The 17,104-nt window shown below is 67.2% G+C and carries 21 protein-coding genes, 1 tRNA gene and 1 pseudogene; 14 read left to right on the top strand and 9 right to left on the bottom strand.

The genetic code is table 11. From position 1 onward, the window contains the following. Nucleotides 1-101: 101 nt before the first annotated feature. From LT970_RS08500 to LT970_RS08490, 3 genes are read left to right on the top strand one after another with little or no spacing between them, the layout of a single operon-like run. Nucleotides 102-365, top strand: a complete 264-nt coding sequence (locus tag LT970_RS08500) for a hypothetical protein (RefSeq protein ID WP_232686038.1) — start codon at nucleotides 102-104, stop codon at nucleotides 363-365. Continuing rightward, entirely contained in the window at nucleotides 362-712 is a 351-nt protein-coding gene (locus tag LT970_RS08495; protein ID WP_232686037.1) for a hypothetical protein, read from the top strand. The genes LT970_RS08500 and LT970_RS08495 overlap by 4 nt, the downstream gene beginning before the upstream one ends. After that, nucleotides 705-1,262 carry a DUF7504 family protein gene (locus LT970_RS08490; RefSeq protein WP_232686036.1) on the top strand — a complete coding sequence of 186 codons (558 nt, stop codon included), beginning with the start codon at nucleotides 705-707 and terminating at the stop codon, nucleotides 1,260-1,262. The genes LT970_RS08495 and LT970_RS08490 overlap by 8 nt, the downstream gene beginning before the upstream one ends. Before the next feature lie 17 nt (nucleotides 1,263-1,279). Here LT970_RS08490 and LT970_RS08485 read toward each other — a convergent pair whose 3' ends face one another. Beyond that, on the bottom strand, nucleotides 1,280-1,843 hold the full coding sequence (locus LT970_RS08485) for a DUF420 domain-containing protein (protein WP_232686035.1): 564 nt from the start codon (nucleotides 1,841-1,843) through the stop codon (nucleotides 1,280-1,282). A 115-nt stretch (nucleotides 1,844-1,958) separates the two neighbouring features. On the opposite strand from LT970_RS08485, the gene LT970_RS08480 reads away from it, so the two are divergent. Then, nucleotides 1,959-2,043, top strand: a tRNA-Leu gene (locus LT970_RS08480). Between the two features lie 183 nt (nucleotides 2,044-2,226). On the opposite strand, the gene LT970_RS08475 is transcribed toward LT970_RS08480, so the two are convergent. Next, nucleotides 2,227-3,498 (bottom strand): hypothetical protein, encoded by a 1,272-nt coding sequence (locus LT970_RS08475; protein ID WP_232686034.1) that lies wholly within the window; start codon nucleotides 3,496-3,498, stop codon nucleotides 2,227-2,229. 85 nt (nucleotides 3,499-3,583) lie between these two features. Between LT970_RS08475 and LT970_RS08470 the strand changes: the two genes are divergently transcribed. From LT970_RS08470 to LT970_RS08455, 4 genes are all read left to right on the top strand, one after another. Beyond that, a complete protein-coding gene (locus LT970_RS08470) occupies nucleotides 3,584-4,081 on the top strand; it encodes a helix-turn-helix domain-containing protein (protein WP_232686033.1) in 498 nt (165 codons plus the stop codon). 223 nt (nucleotides 4,082-4,304) lie between these two features. Beyond that, a complete protein-coding gene (locus LT970_RS08465; RefSeq protein WP_232686032.1) occupies nucleotides 4,305-5,510 on the top strand; it encodes an alanyl-tRNA editing protein in 1,206 nt (401 codons plus the stop codon). A 79-nt stretch (nucleotides 5,511-5,589) separates the two neighbouring features. After that, entirely contained in the window at nucleotides 5,590-6,726 is a 1,137-nt protein-coding gene (locus tag LT970_RS08460; protein WP_232686031.1) for an acyl-CoA dehydrogenase family protein, read from the top strand. Between the two features lie 492 nt (nucleotides 6,727-7,218). Further along, the gene (locus tag LT970_RS08455; RefSeq protein WP_232686030.1) at nucleotides 7,219-7,770 is read left to right on the top strand and encodes an HAD family hydrolase; all 552 of its coding nucleotides are present in this window, start codon (nucleotides 7,219-7,221) and stop codon (nucleotides 7,768-7,770) included. 18 nt (nucleotides 7,771-7,788) lie between these two features. Here LT970_RS08455 and LT970_RS08450 read toward each other — a convergent pair whose 3' ends face one another. After that, nucleotides 7,789-8,022 carry a DUF5822 domain-containing protein gene (locus tag LT970_RS08450; RefSeq protein ID WP_232686029.1) on the bottom strand — a complete coding sequence of 78 codons (234 nt, stop codon included), beginning with the start codon at nucleotides 8,020-8,022 and terminating at the stop codon, nucleotides 7,789-7,791. Between the two features lie 116 nt (nucleotides 8,023-8,138). On the opposite strand from LT970_RS08450, the gene panB reads away from it, so the two are divergent. Next, nucleotides 8,139-8,951, top strand: coding sequence for a 3-methyl-2-oxobutanoate hydroxymethyltransferase (gene panB, locus LT970_RS08445; RefSeq protein WP_232686028.1), 813 nt, complete (start codon nucleotides 8,139-8,141; stop codon nucleotides 8,949-8,951). On the opposite strand, the gene LT970_RS08440 is transcribed toward panB, so the two are convergent. Continuing rightward, on the bottom strand, nucleotides 8,948-9,142 hold the full coding sequence (locus LT970_RS08440) for a hypothetical protein (protein WP_232686027.1): 195 nt from the start codon (nucleotides 9,140-9,142) through the stop codon (nucleotides 8,948-8,950). The genes panB and LT970_RS08440 overlap by 4 nt on opposite strands. Before the next feature lie 58 nt (nucleotides 9,143-9,200). Next, nucleotides 9,201-10,022: an alpha/beta fold hydrolase gene (locus LT970_RS08435; RefSeq protein WP_232686026.1), complete on the bottom strand. Its 822-nt coding sequence runs from the start codon at nucleotides 10,020-10,022 to the stop codon at nucleotides 9,201-9,203. Between the two features lie 140 nt (nucleotides 10,023-10,162). On the opposite strand from LT970_RS08435, the gene LT970_RS08430 reads away from it, so the two are divergent. Genes LT970_RS08430 through LT970_RS08415 form a run of 4 tightly spaced genes read left to right on the top strand, consistent with a single transcriptional unit; the run spans nucleotide 10,163 to nucleotide 13,355 of the window. After that, nucleotides 10,163-10,417, top strand: coding sequence for a DUF7127 family protein (locus tag LT970_RS08430; RefSeq protein WP_232686025.1), 255 nt, complete (start codon nucleotides 10,163-10,165; stop codon nucleotides 10,415-10,417). After that, entirely contained in the window at nucleotides 10,414-12,699 is a 2,286-nt protein-coding gene (locus tag LT970_RS08425) for a CDC48 family AAA ATPase (protein WP_232686024.1), read from the top strand. Before LT970_RS08430 ends, LT970_RS08425 begins: the two co-directional genes overlap by 4 nt. 18 nt (nucleotides 12,700-12,717) lie before the next feature. Next, nucleotides 12,718-12,888: a hypothetical protein gene (locus LT970_RS08420; protein ID WP_232686023.1), complete on the top strand. Its 171-nt coding sequence runs from the start codon at nucleotides 12,718-12,720 to the stop codon at nucleotides 12,886-12,888. A gap of 32 nt (nucleotides 12,889-12,920) precedes the next feature. Next, the gene (locus LT970_RS08415; RefSeq protein ID WP_232686022.1) at nucleotides 12,921-13,355 is read left to right on the top strand and encodes a hypothetical protein; all 435 of its coding nucleotides are present in this window, start codon (nucleotides 12,921-12,923) and stop codon (nucleotides 13,353-13,355) included. Here the strand turns inward: LT970_RS08415 and LT970_RS08410 are convergent. Both LT970_RS08410 and LT970_RS14745 read right to left on the bottom strand, forming a co-directional pair. Further along, nucleotides 13,330-13,740 (bottom strand): DUF488 domain-containing protein, encoded by a 411-nt coding sequence (locus tag LT970_RS08410; RefSeq protein WP_269785480.1) that lies wholly within the window; start codon nucleotides 13,738-13,740, stop codon nucleotides 13,330-13,332. The genes LT970_RS08415 and LT970_RS08410 overlap by 26 nt on opposite strands. After that, nucleotides 13,685-13,798, bottom strand: a pseudogene (locus LT970_RS14745) (DUF488 family protein); the annotation flags it as partial. The gene LT970_RS08410 and the pseudogene LT970_RS14745, both read right to left, overlap by 56 nt. Before the next feature lie 200 nt (nucleotides 13,799-13,998). Between LT970_RS14745 and LT970_RS08405 the strand changes: the two are divergent. Further along, nucleotides 13,999-14,946, top strand: coding sequence for a zinc-binding dehydrogenase (locus LT970_RS08405; protein WP_232686021.1), 948 nt, complete (start codon nucleotides 13,999-14,001; stop codon nucleotides 14,944-14,946). Nucleotides 14,947-15,077: 131 nt separating this feature from the next. Here the strand turns inward: LT970_RS08405 and LT970_RS08400 are convergent, their stop codons facing one another. Then, nucleotides 15,078-15,887, bottom strand: a complete 810-nt coding sequence (locus LT970_RS08400) for a hypothetical protein (RefSeq protein WP_232686020.1) — start codon at nucleotides 15,885-15,887, stop codon at nucleotides 15,078-15,080. Next, nucleotides 15,884-17,059 carry a DNA primase small subunit PriS gene (gene priS / locus LT970_RS08395; RefSeq protein WP_232686019.1) on the bottom strand — a complete coding sequence of 392 codons (1,176 nt, stop codon included), beginning with the start codon at nucleotides 17,057-17,059 and terminating at the stop codon, nucleotides 15,884-15,886. The genes LT970_RS08400 and priS overlap by 4 nt, the downstream gene beginning before the upstream one ends. Nucleotides 17,060-17,104: the final 45 nt, after the last annotated feature.

The following is a 17,104-nucleotide window of genomic DNA, read 5'->3' as shown; positions in this document are numbered from 1 at the left end:
CGTTCAATACCCCCGAGTAATACACTCGAAACGAACGTGGTCGGTATCTGGTGTCAAAGATAACGACGATATTGAATCTCGGTCAGGTCGTACTACTCTCTATGAGCGTGCCCCTCGCGACGATCGCCGTCTGGGGGTACCGCCGAACGCCGTTCGGCGTGGTCGTTCTCGGACTCCCGGTTGCGTGCGTCGGATTCACCCTCTCGGGTGCCGCGGAACTGCTCGGAACCTCGGAGACGCTCGGGGCCGTCTGGACAGTCGGAAGTCTCCTCGGTGTTACCGGATTCGCGTGGTTCGCGATTACGCTCATCGTTCTGTTACGCCGGGGCCCCAGAGACATCGACCCCACGGAGGTGCTTCCGTGACACCGTCCTTCGCCGAATCGGTGCGCGTGGTCGTGTTGCTCGCTATCGCCCTGGGGATGCTCTACCCCGTCGTGACCTACAGTCACCGCGTGATGCACACGCACGCCATCTACTCCGGCACCCTCACGATCTGCTTGCTCGCGGCGAGCGTCGTCGTTCAGGTGGTTCGAGGGCCCGGCATCGCGTCGGAAACCATGCAAGTCGGCGTCACCGCCGGTGTCCTCGGCACGTCGTGGCTGTTCGCGCGGGGACACATTTCGAGGGACGAGGCGTCGACGCTCGACGTCGAACTCGAAGCGGCGGGAGAGGGGTTCGAGAGCGCGCCACGGGGTGGTAACGATGAGTGATAGCGAGATGCGGTCAACGCTAGCGCGTCCCGCGTCCACGCTCGACCTCACTCCCGGTGAGCAACTGCTCTTCGAGAAGGCTTCAAAAGGGCCGCCGTTCGACCAACTTCCCGAGGAGGCGTTCGACAACCTCCTCGTCGTCTCCACGGCGCTTTCACCGAGCGTCATCGAACAACAGATAACGGCCCACGGCCACGACCCACGCTCGGTCGGGGTCGTCCCGATTACCGCGACGGACTACCGGTACGACGGCCCGCTCTGGGTGAGCCAGCGCGTCGAACCGAGCGACCTGACCGGCATCAGCATCGAGGTGAGCAAGGGCTTTGGCTACCTCGAACCCTCGCAGGGGTGGCTGACGTTCGACTCCATCAGCACACTCCTGATGTACGCCGAGGAGGACCGCGTCTACCGCCTGCTCGCGTGGCTGGCGTCGAACAGCCGCGAGAACGAGGTTCGTAGCGTGTTCTCACTCGTCCGGTCGATGCTCGCCGACGAGTCCTACCAGCGCTTCCGCGGCCTCTGGGACGACGTGGTCTCCGAAACAGGCTAGCAGGAGGGCTGACGCCGTCAGTACACGACGTACAACAGCAGGTAGACGACGATGCCGAGTGAGAACGAGATCAACCATAGCGAGGCCGCCACTCGTCCCACCTTCGCGTGGTTCGTGTCGTAGATATCGCGTACCGGCCTGGTTCCCGCGAGCAGCAGCGCGTAGTACAGCAGCGGGATGCAGACGATGGCGAGACCGATGTGGACCGCCAGAATCGGCAGGTAGACGAACGTGTAGACTCCCTCGGGGCCGGGGAACGGCGTCGTTCCGACCAGCGCGACGCGGTAGAGATAGAGCGCGAGGAAGGCCGCGAACAGCACCGTCGTCGTCAGCATCGCGGCGCGGTGTTTGCGAATCTCGCCGCGGCGGATCCAGCGCCAGCCAGCGAGGATGGTGACGATGGCGACGGCGCTGATGCCGGCGTTCACCGCTGGAATCGCGTGCAGAACCGAATCCGACGCACGCGGGAGCACGGCCACTGGCACAACGCCGCGGACGGCACCCACCACGAGCGCGATGGAGACGACAGATAACACTGCCGCGAGCGACTCGACGTTCCGGCGCGCGAATCCGTCGGCCATGGCCGGGGGTTCGAGAGGGCGCCCCATAGCGGTTTCCGTCCCTCGGGCAGGACGGCCAAATCGTAGGGGTTTTAATCGACCGGCGGATACCGATGAGTGCGGAAAGCACGCGCGAGCGTGGGTAGCCAAGCTAGGCCAAAGGCGCAGCGTTGAGGGCGCTGTCCTGTAGAGGTTCGCAGGTTCAAATCCTGTCCCACGCATCGCACGGGTCGGCGAACGCCGACCGAACGCCGAGACGACATCGTCGTCGAGGCTGCACGCGATGCACGGTGATTCCCCTCTCGAGGGACATCACCCACGCACAATCCTACTGACCCAACATCGAACAGCGATGCGTCCGTGATAGTAACTTGGCCGTGACACGCGAGAACCGACAGCGACGGCTATCGGAGGCGCTGGGGGAGCGAGGCGACCCGGCGCTTGAGCGCGTCGAGGCGGTCGGCGACGGAGCCGTCCGGCGTGGAAAAGGCGCCACGGACGCCGGGAAGTCGGTCGCCGACCAGGCCGCCGACGTGGCGTCGAACTATTGTCAGGGTGGCCGCGAGCACAGCGAGCGGGAAGCCGGCGAGCACGAGAGCGGACCCCGGTTCGACGGCGCCCGACACCTGCGCGGTGAGGCCGTACGCGACGTAGACACAGCCGACGAGCACCGCGACCGTCGCGCCCGCGACGACGAGGCCGAGGCGCCGGGTTCGGGCGTCGAGGTCGGCACAGAGATCCTCGAGGCGGCGGGCGACGTGCGTGGCGGCGTCCGAGTCGGACTCCGCGCGGCCGGCGCGCCGCGAGGCGGCGGCGTGCTCGCGGGTGAACGAGTCGAGTCCGGGGCGGGACGCGACGACGCCGTGGACGGCGACGCCGACTGCCGCCGCGCCGCCGACGGCGACGGCGAGGACGCCAGCGGCGACCGTTGTGGAGACGTAGAACGGGTCGCCGTCCGGTGGGCGGTACTGCGCGACGACGGCGAGCGTGGCGCCGAGCAGGAACGCGCCGAGCGCGAGGAGGCGCCAGGCGGCCGTGCGAACGCCGTCGAGGCCGTCGAGGTGAGCGTCGAGGACGTGGTCGGCGTCGCCGGGGATTGAACCCCCGCTCGCGCCCTTCGCGTCGGGGCGGCGCTCGGGTTCGGGCCGGCGGTCGGGCGGCGTCCCGCCGGGCGGCACGTCGAACGCGAGCGGGTCGGGGACGGTCTCCTCGACGAAGCGCGCGGCCGTGGTGAACCTCGATTCGACGTCTGTGGCGACCTCGGGGTCGATTCGGTACAGCGACTTCGCTCGCTGCGCGTCGCCGACGTCGAGCGATAGCAAGGAGACGTGGTCGAGTGCGCGCTGGGCGTTCGTGAGCGTGACGATCCCCCACTCGCCGGCGGGGTTCTCTAGGTCCGTGTGGGCGGCGACGGCGTCGCTGTCGGCGGTCGTCGACCACACCTGTGCGACGCAGCGCAGTCCCCAGTCGCGGTGGAACAGAACGTAGTCGCCCCGATCGAGTTCCGAGAGGACGTCCGTCTCGCGGGTCGCCCACACGCGAGTGTCGCCGAGGCTGCGGAGCAGGTCGGTGACCGCCGGCGGCTCAGCGGCGGTCTCGACGGCGTCCCCGAACGCTTCGCGCGCGTCCTCCGTGTCGAGCGCGGCGAGGTACGCGCGCGACGCGACGCTTGTCATGTCGCGTCGCTCGCACCCCGGGCACTTAGTCGTGTCCAGCGGACAAGCGAGCTATTGAAATGCCGGCGTGCTCATACGACACGGTATGCCAAAGTACTCGACCGGCGGCGCCGGCGGTGGCGGCGGCGGGCAGAGCTGCGAACTCTGCGGGTCGTCCTCGGACTCGCTGCGCACCGCGAACGTCGCTGGCGCGGAGCTGACGGTCTGTCCGTCGTGTGCGAGCCACGACGAGACGCAGAAGAAGACCGAGGCGAGCGACGACGAGCAGGAGCGAAAGCGCAAGGCGGCCCAGAACACTGCGCGGCAGTTCGACGCCCGGACCGGCGATTCGACGCGCTGGGAGGAGGAGGGGACGAACTACGAGAGCGACCGCCTCCCGTACCTGGTTTCGGACTACGGCGAGCGCGTGGTTCGCGCCCGCCAGGACGCGGGGTTCCAGCGCGAGGAGGTCGCCGAGGAACTCGACATCGACGAGAAGGACCTGCTCGCTGTCGAGCAGGGCCGCGCGACCCAGGCGAGCGTCGGCGGGTCGGTCGTCGCCGCACTCGAGGAGTTCCTCGACGTGGAACTCGCGGACGAGTAGGCGTCGGACTCGGCCGACACGCCGGTCGTCGCGACGAGTCGGACGAACAGCCGTCGGTCGAGCTACTGCTGGCGGTCGAGCTACTGCTGGCGGTTGGTCTGTCGCTGTGGCCGGTCGATGCCGGCCGTCGGCGCAGCCGTCTGTTGCTGCCGGGCGGTGCTCCATCCGCGGTCGGGTTGCCGTCGGCAGTTGGTTTTTCTACGTCCAGTGAGTTGCGTTCGGTATGACAGCGTCGCTCGCGCCGACCGACCCGTACACGACGTCCTTTGCCAGCCGAGTGACTGGCGTCGACGGGACGGCGGTGACGCTCGCGGAGACGTACTTCTACCCGGAAGGCGGTGGCCAACCGGCCGACCGCGGAACGCTCGGCGGCGTTCCGGTCGCGCACGTCCGGGAGACCGACAGCGGTGTCGTCCACGAACTCGAATCGGAACCGGGGTTCGGTGTCGACGACGAGGTGCAGGGTGAGGTCGACCCCGAGTTCCGCCGGTACTGTATGCGCGCTCACACGGCGAGCCACGTCCTCTATGGGGCCGGACGGCGCGTTCTCGACGACCTCGGTTACGGCGGGTTCGACATCTCCCCCGAGAAGGTGCGCGTGGACTTCGAGACGAGTACTGACATCACGGACGACGTGCTCGTCGAACTGGAGCGCCTGACGAACCGCGCGGTGTGGGACTCCCACGACGTGACGTGGGGTGAGGTGCCGACCGAGGCCGCTCACGAACGAGAAGACATTGCGTTCAACACGAAGACCGAGGAGGGCGTGATGAGCGACGCGGACGCCATCCGCGTGGTCGAGGTCGGCGACTGGGACGCCGCAGCCTGCGGCGGGACGCACGTTCGCAACACGAGCGAGATCGGACCGGTCGAGGTGCTCGCGCGTTCGAACCCCGGGGAGGGGCTGACGCGCGTGGAGTTCGCGGTCGGCCCGTCGGCCGTCGAGCGCCGCGCCGACGTCCGTAGAGCGAGTCGCGCGGCGTCCCGCGCGCTCGGCGTTCCTGAGGGTGAACTCGCTGGCGAAGTCGAGCGCCTCCAGACTGACCGCGACGACCTCCAGGACGAACTCGCGGACCTCAGGATGGACGCCATTCGCACGCGACTCGAGGACCTCGGCGACCTCGAACGCGGCGGCGAGTGGTGGCGCGTCGGCACCGTTTCAGAGTTCGACGCGAACGACGTCGGCGACGCCGCGAAGGACGTCGTGGGGGGAGACGGGGACGCTGCGGATGTCGTCGCCGTCGCCGGTGGCGACGACCGCGCGTTCGTCGTGGTCGCGGCGACGCCGGACGCTACGGACCCCGAGGCAGTGGTCGGGGCAGTGACCGAGGAGTTCGGCGGCGGCGGTGGCGGCGGCGCGACGTTCGCGCAGGGCGGTGGCATCGACGCCGCTCCACGCGAAATCGTGCAGTTCGTCCGCGAGCGGTAGCACACGCCCGGGTGCATCAGCGTGTGCCGACCGACCGGAACCAATCACCTTTTTTCAACGGGCGCGCGAAGGACGCTCCATGAACCTGACCGCCGAACAGCGCCAGATACGCGACGCCGTGCGCGAGTTCGCCGCCGAGGAGATCCGACCGACCGCGGCGGCGGGCGACCGCGAGCAGTCGTTCCCCGAGGACGTGTGGGACGGACTCGGCGATATCGGCGTCACCGCGATGACCGTGCCCGAGGCCCACGGCGGTCTCGACGTGGACACGCTGACGTACAGCGTCGTCAACGAGGAGGTCGCGTACGGCGCGCTCTCGGTCGCCACCGCGCTCTCCGTGCACTGCCTCGCCACGTCCTGTATCGCGGAGTTCGGGAGCGAGGCCCTCAAGGAGGAGTGGCTTCCCGACATGGCCGACGGCCGGCCGGTCGGTGCGTTCGCGCTGTCGGAGCCCGACGCCGGGTCGAACCCCGCCCAGATGTCCACGCGCGCCGAGCGAGTGGAGGGTGAGGACGGCGACGAGTACGTCCTGAACGGGAAGAAGCAGTGGATCACGAACGGGAAGCGATCGGACGTCGTCATCGTGTTCGCGAAGGTCGACGGCGACGACGACAAGATCACGCAGTTCCTCGTGCCCAAGGACACCGACGGCCTGGAGGTCGGAAAGAAGGAGGACAAACTCGGCTTGCGCGCCAGCGACACCACGAGCCTGCTGTTCGAGGACTGCCGGATTCCCACGGAGTACCGCCTCACCGAGGAGGGCCGGGGCATGTCGGCGGCGCTCCACATCCTCACGGGCGGGCGCGTCGGCATCGCCTCGCAGGCCGTTGGCCTCGCGCAGGCCGGCCTCGACGCCGCCCTTGAGTACGCCGACGAGCGCGAGCAGTTCGACCAGAAACTCTCGGATATCCAGACCATCCGGCACAAACTTGCGGACATGCAGACCCAGACCCGCGCCGCCCGCCTGCTCGCCCGCGACGCCGCGCGCATGGCGGACGCCGGCGAGGACAACCGCATGGAGGCCGCCCAGGCGAAGTACTTCGCCAGCGAGGCGGCCGTCGACGTCACCAACGAGGCCGTCCAGATCCACGGCGGCTACGGCTACACGACTGATTTCGACGTCGAGCGCTTCTACCGCGACTCCAAGATCACGACTATCTACGAGGGCACCAGCGAGATCCAGAAGGAGATCATCGCGAGGGGGCTGCTGGACTGAGTCCGTTTTCTGTACGCGTTGAGTTACTTCAGCTGAAGCAAACTGGATCACATTCGCAGACACCCAGAAAGCCCCGACTGTCTCGACTCGGGGGACTCGCTGCGCGCCTCGCTCCCTGCGGTCGCTCGGTGCTTATTCCGAAAGACGCTCCGCGTCTTTCGACGTTCGCCTCACTCCGTTCGGCTCACCGTCGTCCACCTTCGCCGAGACAGTCGCCCCTTTCAGTCCCACCTCGTACCGGCTGGCCAACCGGCAGGGAGGGACTGAAAGGGGCGGCGCGCTCGCGAACCGAGACGAAGTAAGCACTGGAACGAGCGAAGCGAGTGAAGCGCGCAACGAGTCGTAGGCCGCGAGCGCGCCGGGGCTTTCTGGGTGTTTGCAGAAGCGACTCGACCTACGGCAGTAGGGACGTTTCGGGTGGTAGTAGCACCTTCAGAACCACTGGTGACTCCTAGCCCAAACACCTTCCTTCCCGGACTCGTACCAGACCGCGTGACCGACGGGAGTGCCGCCGACGATGTCGACGCTGACGAGTACGCCGCCGTCGTGTACGACCTCGACGGGACGCTGGCGGACCTGGACGTGGACTGGGCACAGGTCGAGTCGGAGGTGGGGGCGCGCCTGCGAGAGGTGGGCGTGGACCCGGACCACCACGAGACGTGGGAATTGCTCAGTGCCGCCGAGGACGCGGGCATCGGCGCGCAGGTGAACGCGCTCATCTCCCAGCACGAGATCGGCGGTGCGCTTCGCTCGACGCGCCTGCCGACCGTGGACGAACTCGCAGCGCAGTCCGTCCCCGTGGGTGTCTGCTCGCTGAACTGCGAACTGGCGGTGCGTGCGGCCCTGGAGAAACACGACCTCGACGGCCTCGTGGACGTCGTCGTCGGACGGGACACCGTTGCGTCGCGCAAGCCCGACCCGGGGCCGCTGCTCGCTGCTGTCGAGGAACTCGGCGTGGAACCGGCGGACGTGCTGTTCGTCGGGGACTCCGAGAAAGACGCCGAGACGGCAGAGCGCGCGGGTACGAAGTTCCAGTGGGTGTGACCGGACAGGTCGAACCCGTCAGCGTTGCCGCCGGCGCTCGTACCAGTACGCACCGAGCGCGGTGAGAATCCAGACGATGGCGCCGACGCGCACCGCGAAGGAGACGCGAGACGCCCACGTCGGCAACTCGTAGAGCAGCGACAGCCCGGTGACGACGGGAGCGCCGACCACGATGGTGAGCACGAACGTGGTCTGCATCACCCACCCGTAGTCGACGCCCTCGGGGTCGGTGCGCTCCTGTAACTCCGGCATACGAGGGAGCGTGATGGGCTGGGCGCTTAACTTCCTCGTTCCCCGGCGGGGTCGCTTCCGACCCCCAGGCCGCCGCTTCGGGTACGTTTAACACGGTCGACAAACGACGTGCACCCATGCCGACGGTCAAGGACATCCGCCAGCAGGCCGGCGAGGAGCCGATCACGATGCTCACCGCGTACGACGCGCCCACCGCCGCAGTCGTGGACGACGCGGGCGTCGACATGATCCTCGTTGGGGACAGCATGGGGAACACCGCGCTCGGCTACGACACCACGCTCCCCGTCACGGTCGACGAGATCGCGAGCACCACGGGCGCCGTCTCGCGCGCCACCGAGGACGCGCTCGTCGTCGCGGACATGCCCTTCCTGAGCTTCGGTGCGGACGAAGCCGCCGCCATCGAGAACTGCGGCCGAATGCTCAAAGAGGAGGACGCCGACGCCGTGAAACTGGAGTGTGGCCCGCACACCGTCGAACTCACCGAGCGCCTCACGAACCTCGGGATTCCCGTGATGGCTCACCTCGGTCTCACGCCCCAGCACGTCAACCAACTCGGCGGCTTCTTCCGGCAGGGCACCGACCAGGACGCCGCCCAGGCGATGCTCGAACTCGCCGAACAGCACGAGGAAGCCGGCGCGTTCTCGCTGGTCCTCGAGCACGTCCCCGCGAACGTCGCCGCCGACATCACCGACGCCCTCGACATCCCCACCATCGGCATCGGCGCCGGCCCCGACACCGACGGCCAGGTGCTCGTCGTCAACGACATCCTCGGCCTCTCCGAGCGCACGCCGCCGTTCTCCGAGCAGTTCGGCGACGTCAAAGGCGAGATGGAGCGGGCCGTCGAAGACTACCGGGACGCCGTCGAGTCGGGTGAGTTCCCTGCCGAGGAGCACAGCCACGTCGAGGAGGGCGTCGAGAACCTCTATTAGGCGGACTCCTCTCCGGCGGCAGGGGCGAGTTCCGGGAACACACCTTCGATCAGTCCGGCGATGCCGACGAGTAGGCCTGCGAAGGCGAACAGTTGGCTCGCGTAGAGGCCCGCGATGTTGGTCACCGCGACCCAGATGGCAAACGCGAGCAGTAACACACCGGACAGCAGCAAGTCAGTGCTCCGGCTCATAGCGTGTTCTCGTTCGAGCACCCTGAAAATGTTTGCGCGGCTCGTGGTCGATGGGAGGTTAGATCTGTCGGTCGTCCAGGAACCGACGAATCTCGTCGTTGAACGCCTCGGGCGTCTCGAGCATCGAGAGGTGGGCGGCGTCCGGGACGGTGGTCCATTCGCCGTCCGGGACGTTCTCCGCGACGTACTCGTGATATTTTGGCGGGGTGAGGCGGTCGTACTCGCCGGTGAGCGCGAACACGGGGCAGTCGACGTCGCCGAGTCGGTCTCGCACATCGAACGTGTGACAGGACCGGAAGTCGCGTTCGACCACTTCGCGGCCGGCCTCGCGCATCGCCTGCTCCGAGAACTCGAGTGCCTGGTCGGTGGCGTCGTGGAAAAGCAGGTCGTCGCCGTGGAGGAACTCGATAGCGCGCTCGAAGCCGCCGTCCGAGCCCGCGAGCCACCGCCGCAAGTCCTCGGTGACCGCGAGTTTCGCGCCGGAGCCGGCGAGCACGACGGCGTCAGGTCTCGCGCCGTGGTCGAGGACGGCGCGGAGCACGACGGCGCCGCCGAGGCTATTCCCGACGAACACACGCGCGTCGGTCTCGTCGGCGACGGCGAGCACGTCACGTGCGTACGCGTCGAGCGCGTCCGGTCCGGCGTCGGCGGCGGTGTCTTCGCTGTCGCCGTGGCCGCTCAGGTCGAGTGCGGCGACCGGTCTGTCGCGCGAGAGCCTGCCGAGTTGGGACTTCCAGACGGCGTGGGTGCCGCCGCTGCCGTGGACGCAGAGCACCGGCGCGGCGGTGTCAGTTGCCTCCGAACCGCGTCCGGCGTCGGTGCCGCTGCGGTCGGTGACGCGGTACGCCGTCGAGCGCCCGTCGTGCCTGACGGTGTCCATACTGCGGCGAGGAGGCCCCCCGCCAAAACACCTTTGCCGGTGTGAACCGCAATTCCACTTGTACGATCGAATCGACTACCGCACCCCCATCTTCGACGATAGGTTCAAATACTTCGGGCGATTACTCAAGGTTAGTTACAATGCGTCTCAGCGAATTCAACGACCAGACGAACGGCCTGGTACGCCAGTACGACTACGGGGACGCGACCACCGTCGTCGCAGACCTCGGTGTGAGCGACGACACGGCCACAGTCGACGTCGTCGACGGAACCGCTATCCTCGTCTTCGAATCGAGTGGCGGCGAGCCCGTCCAGCGAGAGTTGGAACTACCCGGCGGGGAAGTGGCGAAAGCGCTTATCAATAACGGCATCGTCACTATCGAGGTACGACAATGAAACTCACGGTCAAGCCGCTCAAACAGAAGGACGCCGGTCGCGGGTTGGCCGCCGTCGACCGCCAATCGATGGAGGAGATGGACCTCGACAACGGCGACTACGTCGTCATCGAGGGGAAGGGTGACCAGGGACGCGCCGTCGCGCGCGTCTGGCCGGGCTATCCCGAGGACGGCGGACAGGGCATCGTCCGCATCGACGGCCGCCTCCGACAGGAAGCCGGCGTCGGCATCGACGACACGGTGACCGTCGAGAAAGCCGACATCAAGCCCGCGACCAGCGTGACCGTCGCGCTCCCGCAGAACCTTCGCGTTCGCGGGGACATCACGCCGATGGTCCGGGACCGCCTCAGCGGGCGCCCCGTGACCGCCGGGCAGACCGTCCCCGTCTCCTTCGGTTTCGGCGGGATGAGCACGGTCTCCGGCCAGCAGATTCCGGTGAAGATCGCTGACACTGACCCCGACGGCACGGTCGTCGTCGGTAACGACACCGAGTTCCAGGTGTCCGAGCGCCCAGCCGAGGAGATTGCCGGCGGCACTGAGGGCGCCGGCGCGGGCGGCGACAGCACGCCGAACGTCACCTACGAGGACATCGGTGGCCTCGACAACGAACTCGAGCAGGTCCGGGAGATGATCGAACTCCCGATGCGCCACCCCGAGTTGTTCCAGCAACTCGGCATCGAACCGCCGAAGGGCGTGCTCCTCCACGGCCCGCCCGGCACCGGGAAGACGCTCATCGCGAAGGCCGTCGCCAACGAGATCGACGCGCACTTCCAGACCATCTCCGGGCCGGAGATCATGTCGAAGTACTACGGCGAGTCCGAGGAGCAACTCCGGGACGTCTTCGACGAAGCCGAGGAGAACGCGCCCGCCATCGTCTTCATCGACGAACTCGACTCCATCGCGCCCAAGCGCGGCGAGACCCAGGGCGACGTGGAACGCCGCGTCGTCGCCCAACTCCTCAGTCTCATGGACGGCCTTGAGGAGCGCGGCGACGTCATCGTCATCGCGGCGACAAACCGCGTCGACGCTATCGACCCCGCGCTCCGGCGCGGCGGCCGGTTCGACCGCGAGATCGAGATCAGCGTCCCCGACAAGGGGGGCCGCAAGGAGATTCTCCAGGTCCACACGCGCGGTATGCCCCTCGCCGACAACATCGAAATCGACGAGTTCGCGGAGTCCACGCACGGCTTCGTCGGCGCGGACATCGAGAGCCTCGCGAAGGAAGCCGCGATGAACGCGCTCCGGCGCGTCCGCCCCGAGATCGACCTCGACGAGGAGCAGATCGACGCCGAGGTTCTGGAGGCCATCCAGGTCACCGAACCCGACTTCAAGGACGCGCTGAAGGGCATCGAACCCTCCGCACTCCGCGAGGTGTTCGTCGAAGTGCCGGACGTCACCTGGAACGAAGTCGGCGGTCTCGAGGACACCAAGGAACGCCTCCGCGAGACCATCCAGTGGCCACTCGACTACCCCGAAGTGTTCGAGTCCATGGATCTCGACTCTGCGAAGGGCGTGCTCATGTACGGCCCGCCCGGCACCGGGAAGACGCTGCTCGCGAAAGCCGTCGCGAACGAAGCCAACTCGAACTTCATCTCCGTGAAGGGCCCCGAGTTGCTCAACAAGTACGTCGGCGAGTCCGAGAAGGGCGTCCGCGAGGTCTTCGAGAAGGCCCGCGCGAACGCCCCGACGGTGGTGTTCTTCGACGAGATCGACTCCATCGCCGGCGAACGCGGCCGCGGCATGAGCGATTCGGGCGTCGGCGAACGCGTCGTCAGCCAACTCCTCACGGAACTCGACGGCATCGAGGAACTCGAGGACGTCGTCGTCGTCGCCACCACCAACCGGCCGGATCTCATCGACCCCGCGCTCCTGCGGCCCGGCCGCCTCGACCGACACGTCCACGTCCCCGTGCCCGACGAGGAGGCGCGCCGCGCCATCCTCGAGGTTCACACCCGGCACAAGCCCCTGGCCGACGATGTCGACCTCGACGACCTCGCCACGCGCACGGACGGTTTCGTCGGCGCCGACATCGAAGCGCTCGCCCGCGAAGCCACCATGAACGCCACCCGCGAGTTCATCGGCTCCGTCGACCCCGAGGAAGCCATCGACTCCGTCGGCAACGTCCGCGTCACCATGGAACACTTCGAGCAAGCACTCGAAGAAGTCACGCCGAGCGTCGACGAGGACGTCCGCGAGCAGTACGACGAGATGGAAGACCGCTTCAAGAAAGCCGACAGCCCCGAAGAAGGCGACCGGGAAGGCGTCCCCGGCGCGTTCCAGTAGTCGGACCTTGTTACTTCGGTGAGTTTCCTCGCTCGCGTCGAGGCGCTACGCGCCTCGCGCTCGCTGTGGGAACCCACCTCGCAAAAAGCTACGCTAAAAACGTCCCGCGAGCGCTCCGCGCTCGCGGTGAACAGCACGCTCCGCGCGCTGATGCTCGTACCCACCGCTACCGCCGGCACCTTCCAGTAGGGTTTTGTTCTGTCCGTTATCACGTTCGGTAGATGAATCGCTACGGCGTGCGCCTCCTCCAGTTGCTCGTGGTGGCTGGCGGTGCGGTTGTCGTCACCTGTTCCGCGTGGCCGTGGGTCACCAACGGCCACTGGCTAATGTACCTCGCGGGCATCGAGAGCGGGCTGGAAATCCAGGGGTCGCTGACGCGCTCGCTCGGTTGGCTGGTCGTCGCCGCGGGCGTTCTCGCTGTCCGTAGCCGTGTGGCGAGAATCGTTGGCTTCGTAGCAGGTGCTGGGGCGCTCATCGTGGCGGCACAGTTAGCGACCGAATTTCACAACAGTGCTGGAGTAGCACCGACAGACGGTCTGCTGCTCGTCGTGGCCGGTGCCGCCGCGAGCGTCGTAGGGTTCGTGATGATAGGGCTACGCGCCCAGTCGCAGTTCGCGACTGTTCGACGGACTACGATTCGTCAGCCGGGTACGTGACGCGTCCGTCGTCTCCCTCCGCGAACCGCGTCAACTCGTGTTCGTCGGCGCGGTCGGCGTCGTAGATATCGACGACCTCACAGCCGCGTGCGAGCAGCCAGTCGGCGACGATGCGGCGGTGACACCGCCAGTAGACGGCTTCTGCACAGACAATCGCCGGCACCTCCGTCTCCGCGAGCGCGACCAGGTCGTCGAGCGCCGTCTGGAACTCGTCGGTGAGTGCGTAGTCGGCGTACGAGCGAAACGAATCGTTCTCCCACTCGCCGTTCGGTGAGTCCGCGTCTGCATCCGAGGCCGATTGGCGATTCCCGAGCGCCGACGTGGCGGTACTCGATGCCGTGCTCGTCGAGCGACGCGGCCAGTGCGTCGGCGCCGAACTGCGGATTCTGCCGAGAGCCGGGGTACCGACGGATGTCGACGGTGACCCCGTAGACGCGGGCCATGTGAGCCAAAACGTGGGGGTGGTGTGTCGGCGCTGTGGTGACGACGAACAGCGTTTGTTCGGTTGAGAGAGTGGTCTAGCCGACAGTCGAACAACACGCCGGCCGGTTGTCGAGTGGTCTTGCCAGAAGCAGAGTGAATCGTTACCGGATTACGGTAGTAGAGTGAACCTTTACCGTACTGACAGGCGTTAGCGCTACGCATGGATGCGATGGTCATCACGGAGTTCGGTGGAACCGACGTGTTCGAACGGCGCGACGTCGAGAAACCGTCACCGGGACCGACCGAGGTCCTGGTGAAAGTGCACGCGTCGTCGGTCAACCCCGTCGACTGTCAGATCCGCGAAGCCGGGTCGTGGGCTGGCGTTTCCCCGCCAGCGGTCATCGGCTACGACGTGTCGGGCGTCGTCGAATCGGTCGGCGAAGCAGTCAGAGACTTCGAGGCCGGCGACGAGGTGTTCTACACACCGGAGATATTCGGCGAGCAGGGGAGCTACGCCGAATACCACGTCGCCGACGAATCGATCGTCGCCCGCAAGCCGGAGACACTGTCCCACACGGAGGCGGCGGCGCTACCGCTCGCGGGCGCAACCGCCTGGGAGGGAATCGTCGACCGGGGATACACGACGGCTGGCGAGACGGTTCTGATTCACGGTGCGGGCGGCGTGGGGGCGCACGCGGTCCAGATCGCTGCCGCTAGCGGAGCGACTGTCGTCGCAACGGCGAGCCCCGAAACGGTCGAACAGACAGAAGACATCGGTGCGACCCGTGCCATCGACTACGAGTCCGAGTCGTTCACGGACGTGATCGAGTCGGAGTTCGACGAACCCGTCGACCTCGTCTTCGACACCGTCGGCGGAGAGACGCTGGTGGAGAGCACCGGCGTCACGAGACCCTACGGCCGACTGGTCACGATTCTGGAACCGGTAGGCGAGTGGGGAAACGCGTACCAGAAGAATCTGACCGTCGAGATGCTGTTCCTCGAACGCGACCGCCGCCCACTCGACGCACTGCGGCGCCTCGTCGACCAGGGCCACCTCGAACCCGTCGTCGATTCGGTGCTCCCCCTGGAGGAGGTGGCACAAGCCCACGAGATGGTCGGTGATAGCGGTCTCACGGGCAAGGTGGTGTTGGACATCGCCGGCCGGTGAGGGGCGTCCAGAAACAATCAGCGAAGAACGACAACCTCGTCACGATCCTGGGCCGGTATCCGGGCGGCGCCTCCCGTCGTCGAAGGTCGCAGTGATAAACAGGCCGAACGCTACACGCGGAGCGAAACCGGTTACTCCAGTTTCTCCGCGGCGCCCTTCTCGACGAGCGGTTCGGCGTTCGCCTCGGGAAGCGTCACGACGTCCTCGGCCTCCAGTACGTACGGCCGCTCGTCCACGCCGAAGATCTCGCCGACGTCCCGGGTGACGCGAACCGTCGTGCGGTCCAGCGTCTCACCACCATCGGTGGTCTCCTCGCCTGCCGTTTCGTCCGGTGACTCGCTGGCGTCCGTGTCCGCTACACTCGACGCTGACGCGTCCCCGGTGCTCGCCGCCGACTCGTCCGCCGAGTCGTCGAGTCCGCCACCCATCGCCGCTGCCGCCGAGGGGTCGTCCGTCGCGTCGGGCGGACTCTCTGTTCCTGTCTCTGGTTCCGCGCCGGCGTCGTCAAGCGTCGAGTCAGCCTGTTCGTCGATGGCCTCCCGCGAAACGTCGACGTCCGCCGAGATGACGTCCAGGACGTGGGACTTGTTCTCCTCGATTCGCTCGACGAGGTCGGTGTAGAGGTCCTGCTCTTCGGCGGTGAGGCCGTTCTCGTCGTCCGGCATCCCCGCCGCAGCGAGGCTCGCCTGCTTGACGAGTTTCCCCATGCGGCGCTCGTAGATGGCTTCCGCGACCTGCTCTCCGGTCTCTATCTTGTCCGTGAGCTCCTGGACTTCGGGGTCGCCGAAGGGGTCGCTTGCGGCCGCCGCGGCGTCCTCGCGGCGCTCCTTGAGCGATTCGAGATACTCCGCGACGTCCCCGTAGAAGGAGTCGCGGAGGTCCTGCAGTCCGTCGGTCGCCCGTTCGCGCGATTGGGCCGCGCGGAGGTCTTCCAGATTCATTCTTTTGCCTTCTCCGCCCAGCCGCGGGCCATCAGGAACACGCCCGCGTACTCAGGTACTGACACGACTCCCGGTTCCACCGTAAGCGTTTCCCCCAGAAATTCGAGCGTGTACTCGCGCTCGGGTTCGATGGAGATGTCGTGCCCGACGAACGTTTCGGGGACGGCGTCGACCAGCGGGTCGAAATCCTCGAGTTCGTCGCGGTCGAGGCGCTGCACGCGCAGGCCGCTGCCGCCGTGGAGCGTTCCTGGCAGGCGGATGAGGCGATTCGTGTCCGTCGTCACGGGTTCGTCGATGGCCGCGTTCTCGGCCTCGACGGTCTCTGCGACGTACTTGCGTGCGACCTTCAGGAACGCCGGGTGGACGTCCACGTTCCCCGCCTTCACCGCCTCCGTGTTGTTCTCGACGACGTTGTAGATGGCGCGCGCGGACTTCTCCCCGACACCGTCGAACTCCGAGAGGAACTCGACGGCGTCGTCCTCGCCGCGCGCCAGCAGGTCGTCTGCGAACGTCCCGAGTCGCTCGGTGACCCGGCGACCCCACCCGCCGTCGGCGGGGAGTGTTCGCTTGGCCGTCGGGTTCTTCAGGCCGATGCCGTCGACGGTCTCCTCGCGCACCAGCGTCTCCAGGTCGAGGCCGTTGCCCCGCACGTAGTCCACGACCTCGCGGCGCTGTTCGCGCTCGAAGTCGCGGACGTCCGCGTCCCGGACGTGGACGTGGTACCCCCGCCCCCCCGAGAACACGACGGTGAGGTCCTCGAACCCGAAGTCCCTGTCGAGGAAGTCCAGCAGTTTCAACAACGCGCCCTTGCACTTCGCGAGCATCTCCGCGTAGGAGTCCTCGCCGAGCGTGACGTTCGGCAGGTGGTCGGCGTCCAGGTCGAACACCAGATCCGAGCCAAGCCACTCCTTTTCCTCCATCGTGCGCGCGCCAGGTTCCTCGTAGTACCCCGCCGAGAAGTAGACGTGCCGCGGGCGCTCGCGGTCGAGGAACGCCGCGTGGTCCCCGAGGTCGAGCGTGGATTTGTGCCGAACCATCGTGGTGTCCGGCCCCGACGTCCACGGGATGTACCCCCATTCGCGGTCGTCCGCTCTCGGGGGGAGTGTGACGTCTGCCCGGCGGTAGAAGTCGCCGAACCGACCCCTGAGGTACGCACGCGTCCGCTCCTCCATGACGACAAGTCGGTACGAAGACGGTCCCTAAAGTCGTATCGTCTT

It is taken from the genome of Halobacterium zhouii (genome assembly GCF_021249405.1).
GTDB classification, from domain to species: domain Archaea; phylum Halobacteriota; class Halobacteria; order Halobacteriales; family Halobacteriaceae; genus Halobacterium; species Halobacterium zhouii.
This window is presented reverse-complemented; position numbering and strand designations above follow the sequence as displayed.

Excerpts from the sequence above, each read along its gene's own strand:
- LT970_RS08500 (WP_232686038.1), top strand. The coding sequence starts at position 102 with ATGAGCGTGCCCCTCGCGACGATCGCCGTCTGGGGGTACCGCCGAACG.
- LT970_RS08490 (WP_232686036.1), top strand. The coding sequence starts at position 705 with ATGAGTGATAGCGAGATGCGGTCAACGCTAGCGCGTCCCGCGTCCACG.
- LT970_RS08485 (WP_232686035.1), bottom strand. The coding sequence starts at position 1,843 with ATGGCCGACGGATTCGCGCGCCGGAACGTCGAGTCGCTCGCGGCAGTG.
- LT970_RS08475 (WP_232686034.1), bottom strand. The coding sequence starts at position 3,498 with ATGACAAGCGTCGCGTCGCGCGCGTACCTCGCCGCGCTCGACACGGAG.
- LT970_RS08470 (WP_232686033.1), top strand. The coding sequence starts at position 3,584 with ATGCCAAAGTACTCGACCGGCGGCGCCGGCGGTGGCGGCGGCGGGCAG.
- LT970_RS08465 (WP_232686032.1), top strand. The coding sequence starts at position 4,305 with ATGACAGCGTCGCTCGCGCCGACCGACCCGTACACGACGTCCTTTGCC.
- LT970_RS08460 (WP_232686031.1), top strand. The coding sequence starts at position 5,590 with ATGAACCTGACCGCCGAACAGCGCCAGATACGCGACGCCGTGCGCGAG.
- LT970_RS08450 (WP_232686029.1), bottom strand. The coding sequence starts at position 8,022 with ATGCCGGAGTTACAGGAGCGCACCGACCCCGAGGGCGTCGACTACGGG.
- panB (WP_232686028.1), top strand. The coding sequence starts at position 8,139 with ATGCCGACGGTCAAGGACATCCGCCAGCAGGCCGGCGAGGAGCCGATC.
- LT970_RS08440 (WP_232686027.1), bottom strand. The coding sequence starts at position 9,142 with ATGAGCCGGAGCACTGACTTGCTGCTGTCCGGTGTGTTACTGCTCGCG.
- LT970_RS08435 (WP_232686026.1), bottom strand. The coding sequence starts at position 10,022 with ATGGACACCGTCAGGCACGACGGGCGCTCGACGGCGTACCGCGTCACC.
- LT970_RS08430 (WP_232686025.1), top strand. The coding sequence starts at position 10,163 with ATGCGTCTCAGCGAATTCAACGACCAGACGAACGGCCTGGTACGCCAG.
- LT970_RS08425 (WP_232686024.1), top strand. The coding sequence starts at position 10,414 with ATGAAACTCACGGTCAAGCCGCTCAAACAGAAGGACGCCGGTCGCGGG.
- LT970_RS08415 (WP_232686022.1), top strand. The coding sequence starts at position 12,921 with ATGAATCGCTACGGCGTGCGCCTCCTCCAGTTGCTCGTGGTGGCTGGC.
- LT970_RS08405 (WP_232686021.1), top strand. The coding sequence starts at position 13,999 with ATGGATGCGATGGTCATCACGGAGTTCGGTGGAACCGACGTGTTCGAA.
- LT970_RS08400 (WP_232686020.1), bottom strand. The coding sequence starts at position 15,887 with ATGAATCTGGAAGACCTCCGCGCGGCCCAATCGCGCGAACGGGCGACC.
- priS (WP_232686019.1), bottom strand. The coding sequence starts at position 17,059 with ATGGAGGAGCGGACGCGTGCGTACCTCAGGGGTCGGTTCGGCGACTTC.